This is a genomic window from Christiangramia sp. LLG6405-1, from assembly GCF_045055805.1.
Classification (GTDB): Bacteria; Bacteroidota; Bacteroidia; order Flavobacteriales; family Flavobacteriaceae; genus Christiangramia.
This window is the reverse complement of the sequence record NZ_CP159330.1, coordinates 2,817,282-2,833,403: the sequence shown is the minus strand read 5'-3', so window position 1 is coordinate 2,833,403 and position 16,122 is coordinate 2,817,282. Positions and strand designations below refer to the sequence as shown.

Annotated in this window: 17 protein-coding genes and 1 riboswitch; of the genes, 5 read left to right on the top strand and 12 right to left on the bottom strand. The window is 38.4% G+C overall.

What is annotated here, in order from left to right; genetic code table 11:
- The first annotated feature begins 2 nt into the window (after positions 1 to 2).
- Entirely contained in the window at positions 3 to 965 is a 963-nt protein-coding gene (locus tag ABVM50_RS13040) for a lytic transglycosylase domain-containing protein (protein ID WP_405198959.1), read from the top strand.
- Here ABVM50_RS13040 and ABVM50_RS13035 read toward each other — a convergent pair.
- Positions 962 to 1,669 carry a TlpA family protein disulfide reductase gene (locus tag ABVM50_RS13035; RefSeq protein WP_405198958.1) on the bottom strand — a complete coding sequence of 236 codons (708 nt, stop codon included), beginning with the start codon at positions 1,667 to 1,669 and terminating at the stop codon, positions 962 to 964. The genes ABVM50_RS13040 and ABVM50_RS13035 overlap by 4 nt on opposite strands.
- Positions 1,670 to 1,785: 116 nt before the next feature.
- Positions 1,786 to 2,301 carry a DUF2892 domain-containing protein gene (locus tag ABVM50_RS13030; protein WP_322300464.1) on the bottom strand — a complete coding sequence of 172 codons (516 nt, stop codon included), beginning with the start codon at positions 2,299 to 2,301 and terminating at the stop codon, positions 1,786 to 1,788.
- Positions 2,302 to 2,446: 145 nt separating this feature from the next.
- On the opposite strand from ABVM50_RS13030, the gene rpmH reads away from it, so the two are divergent.
- From rpmH to ABVM50_RS13015, 3 genes are all read left to right on the top strand, one after another.
- Positions 2,447 to 2,605: a 50S ribosomal protein L34 gene (gene rpmH / locus ABVM50_RS13025; protein ID WP_011708966.1), complete on the top strand. Its 159-nt coding sequence runs from the start codon at positions 2,447 to 2,449 to the stop codon at positions 2,603 to 2,605.
- 115 nt (positions 2,606 to 2,720) lie between these two features.
- Positions 2,721 to 5,573: a carbamoyl-phosphate synthase large subunit gene (gene carB, locus ABVM50_RS13020; protein WP_141877909.1), complete on the top strand. Its 2,853-nt coding sequence runs from the start codon at positions 2,721 to 2,723 to the stop codon at positions 5,571 to 5,573.
- A 68-nt stretch (positions 5,574 to 5,641) separates the two neighbouring features.
- On the top strand, positions 5,642 to 6,040 hold the full coding sequence (locus tag ABVM50_RS13015) for a DUF423 domain-containing protein (protein ID WP_405198957.1): 399 nt from the start codon (positions 5,642 to 5,644) through the stop codon (positions 6,038 to 6,040).
- Here the strand turns inward: ABVM50_RS13015 and ABVM50_RS13010 are convergent, their stop codons facing one another.
- The 10 genes from ABVM50_RS13010 to ABVM50_RS12965 are packed head-to-tail and all read right to left on the bottom strand — an operon-like array spanning position 6,041 to position 13,979.
- Complete coding sequence (locus tag ABVM50_RS13010) at positions 6,041 to 6,520, bottom strand: hypothetical protein (protein WP_405198956.1); 480 nt, start codon at positions 6,518 to 6,520, stop codon at positions 6,041 to 6,043. It lies immediately after the preceding gene.
- Positions 6,521 to 6,543: 23 nt separating this feature from the next.
- Positions 6,544 to 7,500, bottom strand: coding sequence for a bile acid:sodium symporter family protein (locus ABVM50_RS13005; RefSeq protein ID WP_405198955.1), 957 nt, complete (start codon positions 7,498 to 7,500; stop codon positions 6,544 to 6,546).
- Positions 7,497 to 8,048: an acyl-CoA thioesterase gene (locus ABVM50_RS13000; RefSeq protein WP_405198954.1), complete on the bottom strand. Its 552-nt coding sequence runs from the start codon at positions 8,046 to 8,048 to the stop codon at positions 7,497 to 7,499. The genes ABVM50_RS13005 and ABVM50_RS13000 overlap by 4 nt, the downstream gene beginning before the upstream one ends.
- Position 8,049: 1 nt before the next feature.
- The gene (locus tag ABVM50_RS12995; protein WP_141877904.1) at positions 8,050 to 8,415 is read right to left on the bottom strand and encodes a 6-phosphogluconate dehydrogenase; all 366 of its coding nucleotides are present in this window, start codon (positions 8,413 to 8,415) and stop codon (positions 8,050 to 8,052) included.
- A gap of 1 nt (position 8,416) precedes the next feature.
- Positions 8,417 to 8,743, bottom strand: a complete 327-nt coding sequence (locus ABVM50_RS12990) for a hypothetical protein (RefSeq protein WP_405198953.1) — start codon at positions 8,741 to 8,743, stop codon at positions 8,417 to 8,419.
- 33 nt (positions 8,744 to 8,776) lie between these two features.
- A complete protein-coding gene (locus ABVM50_RS12985) occupies positions 8,777 to 9,550 on the bottom strand; it encodes a serine hydrolase (RefSeq protein ID WP_405198952.1) in 774 nt (257 codons plus the stop codon).
- 13 nt (positions 9,551 to 9,563) lie between these two features.
- Positions 9,564 to 10,961, bottom strand: coding sequence for a DNA recombination protein RmuC (gene rmuC, locus ABVM50_RS12980; protein ID WP_405198951.1), 1,398 nt, complete (start codon positions 10,959 to 10,961; stop codon positions 9,564 to 9,566).
- A gap of 59 nt (positions 10,962 to 11,020) precedes the next feature.
- Entirely contained in the window at positions 11,021 to 11,815 is a 795-nt protein-coding gene (locus ABVM50_RS12975) for an ABC transporter ATP-binding protein (RefSeq protein ID WP_405198950.1), read from the bottom strand.
- A complete protein-coding gene (locus ABVM50_RS12970) occupies positions 11,815 to 12,846 on the bottom strand; it encodes an iron chelate uptake ABC transporter family permease subunit (RefSeq protein ID WP_405198949.1) in 1,032 nt (343 codons plus the stop codon). The genes ABVM50_RS12975 and ABVM50_RS12970 overlap by 1 nt, the downstream gene beginning before the upstream one ends.
- Entirely contained in the window at positions 12,846 to 13,979 is a 1,134-nt protein-coding gene (locus ABVM50_RS12965) for an ABC transporter substrate-binding protein (RefSeq protein ID WP_405198948.1), read from the bottom strand. Before ABVM50_RS12965 ends, ABVM50_RS12970 begins: the two co-directional genes overlap by 1 nt.
- A 69-nt stretch (positions 13,980 to 14,048) precedes the next feature.
- Positions 14,049 to 14,261, top strand: a riboswitch (cobalamin riboswitch).
- A 31-nt stretch (positions 14,262 to 14,292) separates the two neighbouring features.
- On the opposite strand from ABVM50_RS12965, the gene ABVM50_RS12960 reads away from it, so the two are divergent.
- Positions 14,293 to 16,122, top strand: a complete 1,830-nt coding sequence (locus ABVM50_RS12960) for a TonB-dependent receptor (protein ID WP_405198947.1) — start codon at positions 14,293 to 14,295, stop codon at positions 16,120 to 16,122.

Sequence of the window (16,122 nt, the reverse complement as noted above, 5' to 3'; positions counted from 1 at the left end):
ATATGAATTTATTGAAAAGCGCATTGATCTTTGTAGGGATTCTAACAGTCCTTGGAGTAAGTATTAATGCATATGTTCAGGATGGGGAATTAAATTTAGGTGAATCTGGTAGCACATTGGTTGATACGATCAAGGATCGTAGTGTTGCAACTAACTACCGAATCAAGGCGTTGCCTGTGCCAACAAATCTGGATTTTGCAGGAGAGCCTGTTCCCTTAGAAGATCCTGATGTTTATGAAAGAATGGATAGAGAGCTTCTGGTAAATACTTATTGGCAGTCGAATGCTTTACTACTTATAAAGCGAGCTAATAAGTTCTTCCCGATCATAGAGCCTGTTTTAGAAGAAGAAGGCATTCCTGAGGACTTCAAGTATCTTGCAGTAATAGAAAGTGGTTTGACTCAGGCTGTATCACCTGCTAAGGCAGTCGGTTTCTGGCAAATCCTTGAAGGTACAGGGAAGGAGTATGGTTTGGAGATCAATTCGAATGTTGATGAGCGCTACAATATTGAGAAATCCACACGTGTAGCTGCAGATTACCTGAAGAAAGCAAAGGCACGTTTTGGTTCGTGGACATTGGCTGCGGCTTCATATAATGCCGGGCAGTATGGTGTAGATAAGCAATTAGATAGACAGAAGGTTGATGAATACTACGAATTATTACTAGGAGAAGAGACTGGTAGATATGTATTTAGGATTCTTGCCTTAAAAGAGATCATGAACAATCCGGATAAATATGGGTTCGATTACGAAGAAGAAGATCTTTATGCCCCAATTCAACTGAATAAAGTGAAAGTAGACACTGCTGTAGCGAATTTCCCAGATTTTGCGAGAGAATTCGGAATCAATTATAAAACTTTGAAGATTCATAACCCCTGGTTAAGGGATGATTTTCTTAATAACTCTTCAAGAAAGACCTACTATATAGAGATCCCTGAAAAAGGTCAGTATCCAAAACTGGATTAATCTACAATAACATTATCAGCATAAACTTCATCGTACTCGGGAACTAGATTTTTTGTAATTGAGGTTTCCAGTGCGATATAGTTTTTTTGATAGGCTGTTTCGAGATCGGTTGCTGGTCCTGAGAATATACTTCTTCGAATTGAAGTAATCCTTTTGTCTTCTGAAAGTAAAAAACAGGTTGGAAGTCCAAGTGAATGTTTCAACTGTTTTACAACATAACCACCATTATTTTCGGATTCATCTACATAAACTACCGAAATTTCAGAGTTAAATTGATCTGAAAGCTTTTTTACAGTTTTTCGGTTATCCCAAAATAATATTATAAAATCGACTTTATCAGCATATTCCTTCGCTAATTCATTAATTGCAGGAATCTCTCCTTTAGCGGGAATACACCAACTGGCATAAGTAATGAGGAAGGTTGGTTTATCAAAATCGTAAAGCTCTACATCTCGTTTCCGAAGATCTTTGAACTTGAAATTGTTCATATAAGAACCTGCTAGTTGCTCTGAAGTAAACTCCTTAAAAAGTTCCCGGCCTTTCTCAAAGTCCTTAGCTCTAAAAGCGGCATCTGCTTTTTTGTTATAGTCAGAAAGATTTTCGTAAAGAGCTTCAGTAAAGTAATACCTGTCATCCAAATTTTCCTGACCGAAGAATTCGGTTGAAAATAGTACAAATGCTAGAACAAATAACTGGATCTTCATGATCTATCTTAAGAAGCTTAATTCTTAAAATTATGACATAAAGATAAGTTACAGAGAAAAACTCGTTTAAGTACAGATTTATTTGTTGAATGAAAGACGATCTATAATTAAAGACCTTAAATCTTTTTCATTTGCTCTTTCATCATTCGAATTTGGTCGTTTAGCATTCCATGTTTGTCCAGTTTCTTAGCTTCACTTAGTAGTGTAGTCGCTTCTCTCTTTCTTCTTTTAGTCATGGCGATTCCAGCAAGGTTTAATTTTGCCATGGCAAGATCATGATCCATTGAAAGTCCAAGTTTGATGGCACGCTTGAAGAATTTTTCAGCCTGGGTCATATTGGTTTGAGAAACCATGAGACCATGTAGGTACCAGTAATATCCCTGTTGTTTAGGTACTAGTGCCTTTTCGGGATCTTTGATCTTATCAAGCCATCTTTTTGCGCCTGGAAAATCTTGTTTTCTAAGTCTAAGAAAAGCCAGAAGTATCATTTCATTCTTAAAATACAGGAAGATAAAGATTCCGGAAAGTAGAATTAGAGCAATTCCATTTCCAATTTCCCCTTCAATAAATTGCCATACAGCAACGGCGATAAGTAATCCTGCGATAAATAGTTTGATATTCTTATTGAACATAGATAAATTTGTTTTCCGGCGGCAAAGGTAGTAAAAACTATTAAAATTTTTTATGTTTAGTATTTGCAGTACATAAAAAGCTTTGTATATTTGCACGCAGTTTTTAAGACAGATAAACGAATTTAGAAGATAAAAGATATTCACAATGAAAAGAACGTTTCAACCATCCAAAAGAAAAAGAAAAAATAAGCACGGCTTTAGGGAGCGTATGGCAAGTGCCAACGGTAGAAAAGTCCTTGCTAGAAGAAGAGCAAAAGGAAGAAAGAAACTATCTGTATCTTCTGAAAACAGACATAAGCATTAATGATTATCATTAATTGAAATATTAAAGGTGTTACTTTTTGAGTAACGCCTTTTTTTATACCCAGACGCTTCTTAATTTTATAGTACACAACTAACAACACGATCAAATCTTAATCATGCCTAAAAACAACAACATCAAGTGCGTTTTAATCATTGGATCTGGTCCAATTATCATTGGCCAGGCCTGTGAGTTCGATTACTCAGGTACTCAATCTCTTAGATCTCTACGAGAGGACGGGATTAAAACCATACTTATTAATTCCAATCCTGCGACGATCATGACCGACCCTTCCATGGCCGATCATGTATATCTAAAACCACTTACGACAAAATCCATTATTGAAATTCTGAAAGATCATCCTGAGATCGATGCTGTTCTACCAACTATGGGTGGCCAGACTGCACTGAATTTATGTATTGAAGCAGATGAAAAAGGTATTTGGAATGATTTTAATGTAAAGCTTATTGGGGTTGATATCGATGCGATCAATATTTGTGAAGATCGTGAGCAGTTCAAGCAGCTAATGGGAAGACTTGGAGTGCCAGTTGCTCCAGCCAAAACGGTGACCTCTTATTTACAAGGTAAAGAAGTTGCCCAGGAATTTGGATTTCCGCTAGTCATAAGAGCGTCATTTACCCTTGGTGGTGGTGGAGCGAGTTTTGTGCACCGGGCTGAGGATTTTGATGAGATGCTTTCCAGAGGTCTTGAAGCTTCTCCAATTCATGAGGTGTTGATCGATAAAGCTTTGTTAGGCTGGAAAGAATATGAACTGGAACTACTGCGCGATAGAAATGATAACGTAGTAATTATTTGTGCCATTGAAAATATGGATCCAATGGGAATCCATACCGGAGATTCGATTACAGTTGCTCCTGCGATGACGCTTAGCGATAAGACGTATCAAAGAATGCGTGATCTTGCGATTAAAATGATGCGTAGTATTGGTGATTTTGCCGGAGGTTGTAACGTGCAATTTGCGGTAAGTCCTGATGAAAAGGAGGATATCGTAGCAATTGAGATCAATCCGCGGGTATCGAGATCTTCAGCTTTAGCTTCTAAAGCGACAGGATATCCTATTGCAAAGGTGGCGACAAAACTGGCTTTAGGTTACAATTTGGATGAACTTGAAAACCAGATTACTAAATCAACTTCAGCATTATTCGAACCTTCACTTGATTATGTGATCGTTAAGATCCCTCGCTGGAACTTTGATAAGTTCGAAGGATCAGACCGCACCTTAGGTCTTCAGATGAAATCTGTAGGGGAAGTGATGGGAATTGGGCGTTCGTTCCAGGAAGCTCTTCATAAAGCTACACAATCTCTTGAGATTAAGCGTAATGGATTGGGTGCAGATGGGAAAGGTTATAAGGATTATGACCAGATCATAGATAAATTAACTAACCCGAGCTGGGATCGTGTCTTTGTGATCTACGATGCCATACAAATGGGTATTCCTCTTAGTAGGATACACGAGATCACCAAGATCGATATGTGGTTCCTAAAACAATATGAAGATCTTCATGCTCTTGAAGTGGAGATTACTAAGTATGATAAAGAAAACCTTCCTAAAGATCTTCTGCTAGAAGCCAAACAAAAAGGTTTTGCAGATAGACAAATTGCACACATGCTTGACTGTCTAGAAAGTGAAGTTTATAAAAAGAGAGAAGAATTACAGATTAATAGGGTTTATAAACTTGTAGATACCTGTGCTGCGGAATTTGAGGCTTTGACTCCGTATTATTATTCCACATTCGAGGAAGGAATTCGTTCCAAAGATGGCAAGCATTATACAGATAATGAAAGCAAAGTTTCAGATAAGAAAAAGATCATAGTGCTTGGTTCCGGTCCCAATAGAATAGGGCAGGGGATAGAGTTTGATTACAGCTGTGTTCACGGGGTACTTGCTGCTGCAGAATGTGGTTACGAGACGATCATGATCAATTGTAATCCTGAGACCGTATCTACAGATTTTGATACGGCAGATAAGTTGTATTTCGAACCTGTGTTCTGGGAGCATATTTATGACATTATTCAACATGAAAAACCTGAAGGAGTTATAGTACAACTTGGAGGTCAAACTGCTCTTAAACTGGCTGAAAAACTTGATCGCTACGGAATCAAGATCATGGGAACCAGTTATGAGGCCCTGGATTTAGCTGAAGACAGAGGAAGTTTTTCAACTTTACTACAAAAGAATGATATTCCTTATCCAGACTTTGGAACTGCAGAAAATGCAGACGAAGCCCTTAAACTTGCTGAAGAACTTGATTTCCCTATCCTAGTAAGACCATCTTATGTGCTTGGAGGTCAGGGAATGAAAATTGTGATCAATAAGGATGAATTGGAAGCTCATGTAGTAGACCTTCTTAGAAAAATCCCTAACAATAAATTATTACTGGATCATTACCTTGATGGAGCGATTGAGGCTGAAGCAGATGCTATCTGTGATGGAGAGGATGTGTACATTATAGGGATCATGGAGCATATCGAGCCGTGTGGAATACATTCTGGTGATTCTCATGCCTTGTTGCCGCCTTTCAACCTTGGAGACCTTGTAATGCAGCAAATCAAGGATCACACTCGCAAGATCGCTCTGGCGCTAAATACAGTTGGGCTAATCAACATTCAATTTGCGATCAAGGATGATAAGGTATTTATTATCGAAGCGAATCCTAGAGCTTCGAGAACAGTGCCGTTCATCGCGAAGGCTTACAAAGAGCCTTACGTAAATTATGCGACCAAAGTGATGCTTGGTGAAAAGAAGGTAAAAGACTTCAACTTCAATCCTCAGCTGGAAGGTTACGCAATCAAGCAGCCAGTTTTCTCATTCAATAAATTCTACAATGTGAATAAACAGCTTGGACCTGAAATGAAGAGCACCGGAGAAAGTATCTTGTTCATTGATAGTTTGAAGGACGATGAGTTCTACGATCTATATTCCAGAAGAAAAATGTACTTAAGTAAGTAATTGATATCCTAAAAATAATAGGTCATTCTGAATTATATGTTCAGAATGGCCTTTTTTAATAGTCGAAAATGAAAGAATTCGTTTTAATCTTTGGCGGAATAATGGGGGCGCTCGCTGTAATCTTGGGAGCCTTTGGAGCTCATGCCCTGAAAAAAACCTTTAATGATGATCAATTAAAGAGTTTTGAAACCGGTGTAAAATATCAAATGTATCATGCAATCATATTGATCGTTACCGGAGTTGTGTTTCCTTTTACTCAAACTGGACAGCAGCTCACCGCCTGGTTTTTTATGATCGGGATCTTGCTATTTTCCTTCAGTATTTATGGTCTTACCTATAGTAGTTCGATCAATAAAAAGCTAAAAATACTTGGCCCGGTCACTCCTCTGGGTGGTTTGTTCCTAATCCTGGGATGGATCTTTTTTACGATAAATATTGCTGAAATAGCTGTCTATCTAAATAACTGATTATCGGCAATCTGTACGCTGTAAGGTGTAGCGATCATTCAACTTGAAATCTTTGTTTCTGAAGATGGTTTTTCCATTAGATTCTTCAGTTTCTGTGAAGCCTTCAACGAAGCCCTCAGGGCTTTTCAAAAAGAATATTTCTCTTTCTGAATCTTTTCCTTCTGAAGAAAATTGATAGCTGGCAAAAAGAGAATCATTGGAAATTTTTCCTCTAATACTACCTTTGTTCTGGTCTTTTTCGAACAGTGAATAAGAAAGATCGCCTTCTACAATAGAATCATCCTTGATCCTTAAAGCCATATAGATCGTATCCTTATTCTCAAGGTAAGTATAGCATTCTATCTTCTGAATACTTTCGGTCTTTGGAGCCGCAATTTCCTGTTTTTCTACTGAAGCTTCTTCAACTTTTTCGGGTACTTCAGATTTACAGGCAAATAAAAAAATGCCGAGAGAAAGGAAAATGTAGGTAGTGCTTTTCATAATTCAGCATAAAAATAGGACAATTATTGAAGATCTGATTTTCTGCTTCTATATTTTTCAGCAAACCATGCGATCAAAATAAGTTGAGTGGAATGATATAGCATGATGGGAAGTAGTATCAAACCGGAATTTGCGGTACTTCCGAAGATCACCCGAACCATTACTGAGCCATGAACTAATGATTTTTTTGTTCCGCAGAATTGAGCAGTAATGGTATCGCTAGTGTTCAATTTTAACGCCTTACTCGCGAACAATGTGCCGTAATAAACCAGGAAGAATAGAACGATAACGATTCCTGCCATTTTTAAGATCTCACTCCAGCTAATATCAGCAAAAATATTTGAGGAAAATGAATTGCTGAAACTTGTATAAATGATAAGTATGATCGTAGCCTTGTCAAAATTACTAAGTTTCTTGCCATGTTTTCTGGCCCAGTTTCCTAGAAACTTTTGAAGAAATAATCCAATTAGTAAAGGTGCTACGATTTGCAACATCAATTTTTGCAATACGCTCAAAAAGTTAAAATCTGTTGAGCTTTCCAGTACCAGTCCCAACCATAATGGCGTTGCGAATATGCCGATAAGCCCGGATAAACTGGCATTGAATATAGCCGCAGGCAGATTTCCTTTCGCCAGCGCGACCATTACTACAGATGATGAGACCGTTGAAGGTAAGGTTCCCAGAAAGAACAGCGCAATCCAGGATTCAGATTGCAGACCCTTTTCGAATAGCGGCAGACACGCGATGCATAATAGAGGAAAAATGACAAAAGTGGTGAAATGGATAATGATATGAATCTTATAATTCATCAAACCCTGCTTAAACTCTGCCGGCGATAATTTGAGTCCGTAGAAAAAGAATATAAGTCCAATTCCTATGTCGGTAATAGTTTTTAAAGGTAGAACTTCTGGACCCTGCGGAAGAAAGTATGCTATCGCGATCGCAACAAATATCGCTATGATAAACCAGTTCGATCTCACGAATGCATCTCAATTTTAGCCTTGTGATCTTCCAGGATATGCAAATATTTTTCAGAAGCAAAATCGGTTTCGTGAAATTCCTTAACTCTGAAATCCTTCATTTTTTTACGTTTGATACTTTTAGCAAAACGCCGAATTTCATCATCAGTTTTCAGGACTAAACCTGGAACTTCAATGGAATTCCCATCTTTATCCTTTGCAACCATTGTAAAATAAGAACTATTGCAATGTTTGATATCACCTGTTTGAATATTTTCAGATTCCACACGAATCCCTATGACCATAGAGCTTCTACCTACATAATTCACCGAAGCTTTCATCGTTACCAGTTCGCCGATCTCTATGGGCTTTAGAAAATCAACAGTATCCACACTTGCAGTCACGCAATAGGCCCTGGAATGTTTGGAAGCGCATGCGAAGGCGATTTGATCAAGGAGGGATAATATATAGCCACCATGTATCTTACCGTTGAAATTGGAGTGGGAGGGCAGCATCAATTCTGAAATAACGACCTGGCTTGCTTCAACGCTTTTGTAATTTTGCTGCATATTATCTTCTAAAATGTGGGCTTTGAGATTGTTCTACTTCAGTAATAAAATATTTGCTGTCTCCCCAGAAGAAGAAGGTTGAATAGCGTTCTACATAGGTAAGTTTCACGTAATTCCCTTCATACTCCTGAAGGCCTTTGATCACTTCGTCATTTTTATCGAGAACAGAAAAACTAAATATCTGGGCACCGCTTATTCCCTGGCTTATTTCACCTTCCCAGGTTTTTGTGATCACTCCTTTACGGCTGAATTTAATGAGCTCACCGCTTCTGGTTCCTTCACTATAAGGCACAAAATAGACAAATGCATAATAAAGCAGCCAGAGTAAGAATATACCACCTAGTATATATATTAATGTTTTCTTCATGTTATTGATTTTTATAGATCAGGTTGAGGAATTCTTCCAGTTTGGAAGGTTCAAGCCATCGGGTCACGATTACTAATTTTTGTTTTTGGTCAATGATGATAAAATTCCCTCCAAATCCCGCTGCGTAAAAAAGATCTTTATCTAAACCTTCCATATGTCGGTCTCCTTCAGCGTTCAGCCACCACATATAACCATAATTAGTGTTGGAAGTAGAAGGTATCACAGCCTCCTTTATTAGATCCTTTTCAAGAAGTTTTTTATCGTTCCACCCCCCATTATTCATAAATAGTAATCCGAACCTGGCCATATCTTCGGTATTAATAAACATGCCACCACCGGAATGACCACCGCCGCTTACAGATTACATTTTATAGCCATCGATGGTTGTCCAGGAATTGTCATAACCAAACCAACGCCAGGAATGCGATGCACCAATGGGATCCATGATATTTTCTTTTAAAATGGTAGGTAAAGGCTTTCTGAAGACATGCAGTAGGCTATAGGCGAGTACATTTACTCGCACATCATTGTATTTAAAAAATGTTCCCGGTTCATTTAATTTGCGGGATCTCCAGCTATCAATATTTCCACTTGCCGAAGGTCTATCTGCCCAGTCATGGCTATCCCATAACTCACCACTCCAGTCAGAATTTTGCTGAAGTAAGTGTTTCCATGTAATTTGAGAGTTGTGTGGACCATCAAATGTACTATCCCAAACATATCCTGATACGGTATCATTAAAGTTATGGATGATATTTTCCTGTAAAGCAATTAATGCAGTAGTAGAAAGAAAGCTTTTGGTAACACTAAAGGTCATATCCACTCTTTGAACATCACCCCATTCGGCTATTTTATAGCCGTTCTTCAGTATCATCCCTGCCGGACCTCCACGGCGCTTTACGGGTCCCATGATCTTGTGAAAAGGTTCTCGTTCAAAACCTTTCAAAATGGCCTGTTCAAGGTCTCTGGATTCGGAATATTCATTTTTTTTAGCAAAGTCGATTGCTGCATCCAGGTTGAGATCAAAAGTTTCAGGTGACTTTGATTCCCAGAGTGTATCTGCAGGGAAATAGATCTCCTGCGCCTGGCTGGTGCATAAAAAGATGAATAAAATTGAACTGATCCAGAATTTCATGGCTGCAAGATATTTAATTCTCGTTCAAAGTTTCTGAATTTGAGTCTCGAATTAGTTTAGGGTCGATCTGTTTTGAGGCTTTAGCTCCAAGTTTTTTCAAACGCTCCACTTTTCTAATAAGATTCCCTTTTCCAGTTAGTTTTTTCATGGCTCCGTCATACGAATTCTGAACTGTACCAATCTGTCTGCCTACTTTTTCCAGTTCTATAGTAAGATTTGTAAATGAATCATACAAAGCACCAGCCTGGTTTGCGATCTCTATCGCATTTTGCTTTTGCTTTTCATTCTGCCACATACTTTCAATCGTTCTTAGTACCGCAAGCAGGGTGGTAGGAGTTACCAATATGATGTTTTGCTCAAAGGCTTCATTATAAAGATTAGGATTTTCGTTACTGGCAACCGCAAATGCCGCTTCAATGGGGATGAATAGTAGTACAAAATCCGGACTTGCTTCCTGATGAAGCATCTGGTAATTTTTCTTACTTAATTCCTGAACACGCTGTTTTAAGGCCAACAAATGATCTTTAAGATGAGCAGACTGCTCAGTGAGATCTTCGGCATTTACATATCTTTCATAGGCATTAAGTGAAACTTTAGAGTCCACGATCATCTTTTTATCGCCCGGCAAATTGATTACTACATCTGGGATTACCCGTTTTCCTTCCTGTGTGGTAAAACTTTGCTGCACGTCATACTCATTGCCTTTGGTAAGTCCGCTTTTTTCCAGAACACGTTCCAGGATCATTTCGCCCCAGTTTCCCTGCATTTTGGTGTTCCCTTTTAAAGCCTTGGTGAGATTGTTCGCTTCTTCGCTAATTTTGATATTTTGCTCATTCAGAAACCGTAAGTTTTCTCCCAGTTCTGCATGTCTTTTTACTGAAGCCAGGTTGCTATCATTAATTTTATCTTCAAATTCTTTTAATTTTTTATCAAGCGGATTCAAAATTGCAGAAATATTCTTCTGATTTAGATCCGTGAACTTTTCAGATTTTTGTTCGAAGATGCGATTGGCCAGATTTTCAAATTGCTCGTTAAATTTTTCGTGCAGTTTCTCAATTTCCAGGTTCAGGGTCTTACTTCTCTCTAATAAGTGCTCATTTTCGGCTTCTTTCTGGGTTAGTAGAATCTGAATTTTTCCACGTTCATTTCTAAGAGTTTCCAATTGCTCTTCTTTTTTCTGAAGCATCTCCGTGCTTTCAATTTTAAGCTGTGATATGTTCGTTTTATTATCTTCTAACTGATTGATATAAAATTTCTTATCGCTATCTATCTGAAGTTTAAGTTGGTCAATTTGATAGTCGGAATTTTTTAAAACCTCTTTTGATTTTGAATCTTTCAATAAGTATGCAAGCGCGAAACCTAGGGCGAAAATGAATAAACAAAGAAATATCAGGTAGACCGGTTCAGTCATAAATCGTGGTTTTGCTAAATATAATTAATTCGGAAATTCTTCTGGGCGTTAGATCAGATTTAGCTGCTTATTCTGAAGCTGGCCGATTGCCTGTCGAAGGTAATAAGTTCGGAAGGAAATAAAGAATCGAAAACACCAGATGCCATCAATTCCTTCGGTGTACCAGTAAATGATTTACCATCTTTCAAAATGATTAGCTTATCACAAAGTTGTATGGCCAGGTTGATCTCATGAGTGGCGAAGATGATCGCCTTACCAGTCTTTTCTGTAAGTTGTTTCAGTAATTTCAGCATAAACGCTTTATGGTAAATGTCAAGATGAGTGGTAGGTTCATCCAGGATGATCAAAGAAGTGTCCTGTGCAATTGCTCTGGCTATTAAGACCTTCTGAAACTGTCCGTCGCTAAGTTCGTAGCATTTTCTATTTGCGAGTTCTTTAATGTTAACAAGCTCTATCGCATTTTGTACGGCTTCTTTATCCTCCCGATCCAGTTTTCCGATCCAGTTCGTGTATGGTTGCCGACCCAGAGCGATCAATTCCTGGGCGCTTAAATTTCTTGAAACATGTTGTTCAGTAAGTACAAGGCTAAGCTGTTTTGAAAGCTCTTCTGAGCTGATATTGCTTATGTTTTTGTTGTTTACAATGACTTCACCCTTAAGAGGTTCAAGTGACCTACTTAATGTTTTAAGTAAAGTGGATTTCCCAGCGCCATTTACTCCTATAACTGCAGTAAGTTCGTTTTCATCGATCTCAAAATCAATATTCTCAGCAATGATCTTCGATGTAGATCTTTCAGAATAACCTATGGAGAGTCCGCTAGTTTTTAAAATGCTATTTGAGCTTTTGTTCTCCATTAGAAATTAAATCTACGTTTTCTTATAAGAAGCCAGATAACTACGGGGGCTCCAATAAGCGATGTAATAGCATTTATTGGTAAACTAAATTCACTGCCGGGCAGTTGAGAGACTATATCACATAATAACATTAAGATAGCTCCACCAAAAATTATCGCCGGGAACAAAATAATATGGTTTGCAGAAGGGATGATCTGTCTTATTAAATGCGGTACCGCCAGCCCTATGAATGCAATTGGACCAGCGAATGCGGTAATACTGCCAGCGAGCAGGCTGGTTGCCAAAATTACCAGAAATCTATTTCTTTTAATATTGGTTCCCATACTTTTTGCGTACTGTTCACCAAGAAGCAAGGAATTGAGATTTTTGATAGAAGCAAGAGTGATTAGGATGCCTACGCTCCAGAAAATAGTCAGGATACTTACTTCTTCCCAACTCAGGTTTCCCAGGCTTCCGTAAGACCAGAATATATATTGCTGTAGATCTGCAGCCGGGCTAAAATAAGCCAGCACACTAACAATAGCAGCAGTGAAACTGGCAAACATAAGGCCAATGATCAATATCGCCATAGTGTCTCTAAGTCTTAATGACGCAACGATAACAGCCAGTAGCACCAGTAAACTACCTAAACTCGATGCTATGACGAGACTCCATTTTGATAATAATATTACGGCAAAACCAGCACCAAATAGTGCAGATCCCATAAATACAATGGCAACTCCCAGGCTGGCACCACTGCTTAGACCCAGAACATAGGGTCCGGCGAGCGGATTTCTGAATAACGTTTGCATAAGCAAACCACTAACTGCCAGGCCAGATCCTGTAATGATCGCTGTGATTGCCTTCGGTAATCTGAATTCCAGAATTATATATCTCCAGGTTTCTTTTTCTACTGCAAAACCAGTAAGAGAGGCAATGACTTCAGAAAAAGGTATGCTTACTGATCCCAGGCTAATATTGAGTAGCAGGCAGCATAGAAGGGCAACTCCCAGGAAGACTATGGTTAAAGTATACTTTTTCCTGCTCCACATTAGTTGAGAGGTTTGAAAAATACATTCTCATGATCCTGAAGAAGATCAGGATGAAAGATTGTGATTAGGTCTTTTAAGATTAGATCTGGGCGTTGTGGACCAAGTTCATAAAAAAGAACTCCGCCAGTAGCGCCTTTTGATAAGCTCACGGTATAAACCTCTTTATCCTTAACTGCTTTGAATTTATCGTAGTGAACCGAGTTCTCAGTAAGTTGAGCATAGCTCTCAAACTGGCCGGAACTTATCCAGGTATCGGCATTACCAGCTTTGTCAAGTACACTTTCGAATGAAAGCGCCAAACTGCCTTCTCCTTCAGTATCAGCATATAGATAACTCGCATTAGCATCTTTAATAAATTGCGCCTGCCAGCTATTACCATAGGGAACATACCACTTGTCGTTATACATGGAACCGGCTATCACTACTGGTTTAGTTTTAGATAGAGAAGCTAATTCTTTTGCTTTAAGGTAGGAGGTTTCAATATCATCGAATATTTTTTCAGCCTCCTCGTTTTTGTCAAACAGCACACCAAAAAACTTGATCCATTCAGCTTTTCCTAATGGTGTTTTTTCTGTCCAGTCACCGTTGTAAAGTACTGGAATTCCGGTTTTCTTTATTTTTTCAAGACTTTTATTAGAAGCGTCGATCGAGAATCCAACAACCACATCTGGCGATAGATCGATAAGAATTTCTGTATTAATGTTCTCATTTTGACCAAGTTCATGCACTTCGCCTGAATCGACCAGTTTTCTTGTTTTTTCTGAAGATATATAACGAGTTCCGGGAAATCCACTTAATTTATTTTCCAGGCCCAGGGCTTCGAGCGCTGGAATATGGGTCGTAGAGGTTACCACAATATTTTTTACAGGAATCTCCAGTTTTTCATCAAAGTCGATACTATCAGGAATAGTGGAATTAGCAGAGTGGAGTAGATATTTAAAGGGTTCTTTAGCTCCGGGCCATGGAGTTGCAACTTCCAGAATTTTATAACCTTCATAGGATTTAATGCTAAATCCCTGAGCATATTTCATGGAGATGGTTTCAGCTCGTTGGTTTCCAGGTTCCTGCTGGGATGAATTATCCTTACAGGAAATGAATGCTATGAATAGGATAATGAATTTTAACTGCTTCACGAATGTAATTTGGTCACCAAAAGTAAGATTATTTAAATTTTTGAAAGACTTACCAAACTTAATTGTTTATTTTCGCCTCGAAATTTTGGTTTGACGTCGATTTATTTCTGCGTTAATTAAAAGGGAATCAGGAGAGATTTTATCAATAGCCTGAGCTGTTCCCGCAACTGTAAGCTTAGCCCGTTTGGGTGGCTGCAATTATTCTTCAAACCACTGCCATTAGGCGGGAAGGTAAATTGTAGTACGTAAGCCAGGAGACCTGCCCGAATTTCGACTAGTATCGAGTGACTTTCGGGATAAAGGTCGGCAGATTATGAACAGAACTAATTACATTTTTTTAATCCTTATTGGCATTTGCTGTATTTCAGTTCATGCTCAAACTGATTCTATTCGCTGGTTACAGGAGGTAGAGCTTAGCGATAGCAAACTTAAGAGTAACTCTTCTGGTCAGCATTTGCATTCGATCGCCGATTCTATCGTACAATACAGCGATCCAGCTTTAACCAACGTGCTTAAATTCAATTCTCCTTTTTTCTTTAGAGAAAATGGTTTTGGGATGGTTTCTTCGGCATCTGTGAGAGGTACCGGTGCTTCCCAAACTGCGGTGGTATGGAATGGGATCAATATAAACTCTCAGTTCACCGGGCAAACCGACTTTAATACTATCAATTCCAAAGCTTTCGATGATATTAGTCTAAGGCCTGGCGGTGGTAGTGTTTTATACGGAAGTGGCGCAATAGGTGGAACCATTCATCTAAATAATTCTTTGAGATTTAAGAATACGAGTTCAGTTTTTGTTTATGCCGGCGCAGGTAGTTTTGATACTTATCAGGCTAGCGCAAACGCTCAGGTTTCTAGCGACAAAACAGCTCTGAATATATCTTTATCCGGTATACGTTCAGCGAATGATTATGATTATCCAGTTGATGATTTTCAAAATGAAAATGGAGACTTTGATAATATAGCTTTGAATGCCTCTGTAGGGCACTGGCTTGCTGAAGACCACCTGGTGAAATTTTATTCTAATCTATACCAGGGAAATCGCGGGTTTTCTGGTACTGTATTTATAGATTCATATAGTAAATATGAAGATAGAAACTTTCGGAATTTACTGGAGTACAAGGCTTTCTTCGGAAAATTTACAAGTAGCCTGAAGTTCGCGTTGCTAAGTGAGGAATTCAAATATTATGAGAACAGAAATTCCCTAGATCATTCCTTTGGTTCAGCTGAAACAGGAATTATAAAGTATGACCTGAAGTATGATGTATTTGAAGATGCTTTTCTGAATTTGATTGCAGACTATACTGAAATCGATGCTGAAGGCTCAGGGATTGTAGACCAGAAACCAGAAACTTCAGGAGTTACAATAATTTATAATCAATCCTTGAATAATTTTCAGTATGATATTAGTCTTCGTATCGAAGAAACTTCAGATTTTGAATCGCCGCTACTATTCTCTGTAGGATCCAAATATCAACTAACCGAGAATTACCTGCTAAGATTTAACTTTTCAAAGAATTATCGGATCCCGACCTTTAATGACCTATTCTGGTTACAAGGTGGAAACGAGGATCTGCAACCAGAAAATTCGGTACAATCTGAAATTGGAGTGGATTTCAGAAATAAAAAGCTGGAAATCAATGCGACCGTATTCTATATAGATCTTGAAAATCTTATACGCTGGATACCTAATGAGACTGGAGTCTGGCAACCTGTTAATACAGAATCTGCCTACAATTACGGTCTGGAACTTTTTGCAACCTGGCAGAAAGATTTTAAATCCTCAAACTTAAAGCTTACAGGAAATTACGCCTATACTAGATCTATAGATAGATCTAATGGAAATCAATTGATCTATACTCCTTATAATAAAGCGACTGCGCAAGCTTCGTACGCATTCAGTAATTGGAATCTATTCACTCGGGGATTATACAATGGGAAGATTTTCACTTCAGCCGATAATAATTATGAGCTTGATTCTTATACCATAGCCGATCTTGGAATTTCCCGGCAATTGAAAACAAAACCTGCAATTCGAATAGGTGCTGAAGTCAATAATCTTTTCAATAAAGACTATCAAAGCCTTCCAGGCAGATATATGCCCGGGAGATCATTTAAAACTTTTCTAACTATTAAATTTTAA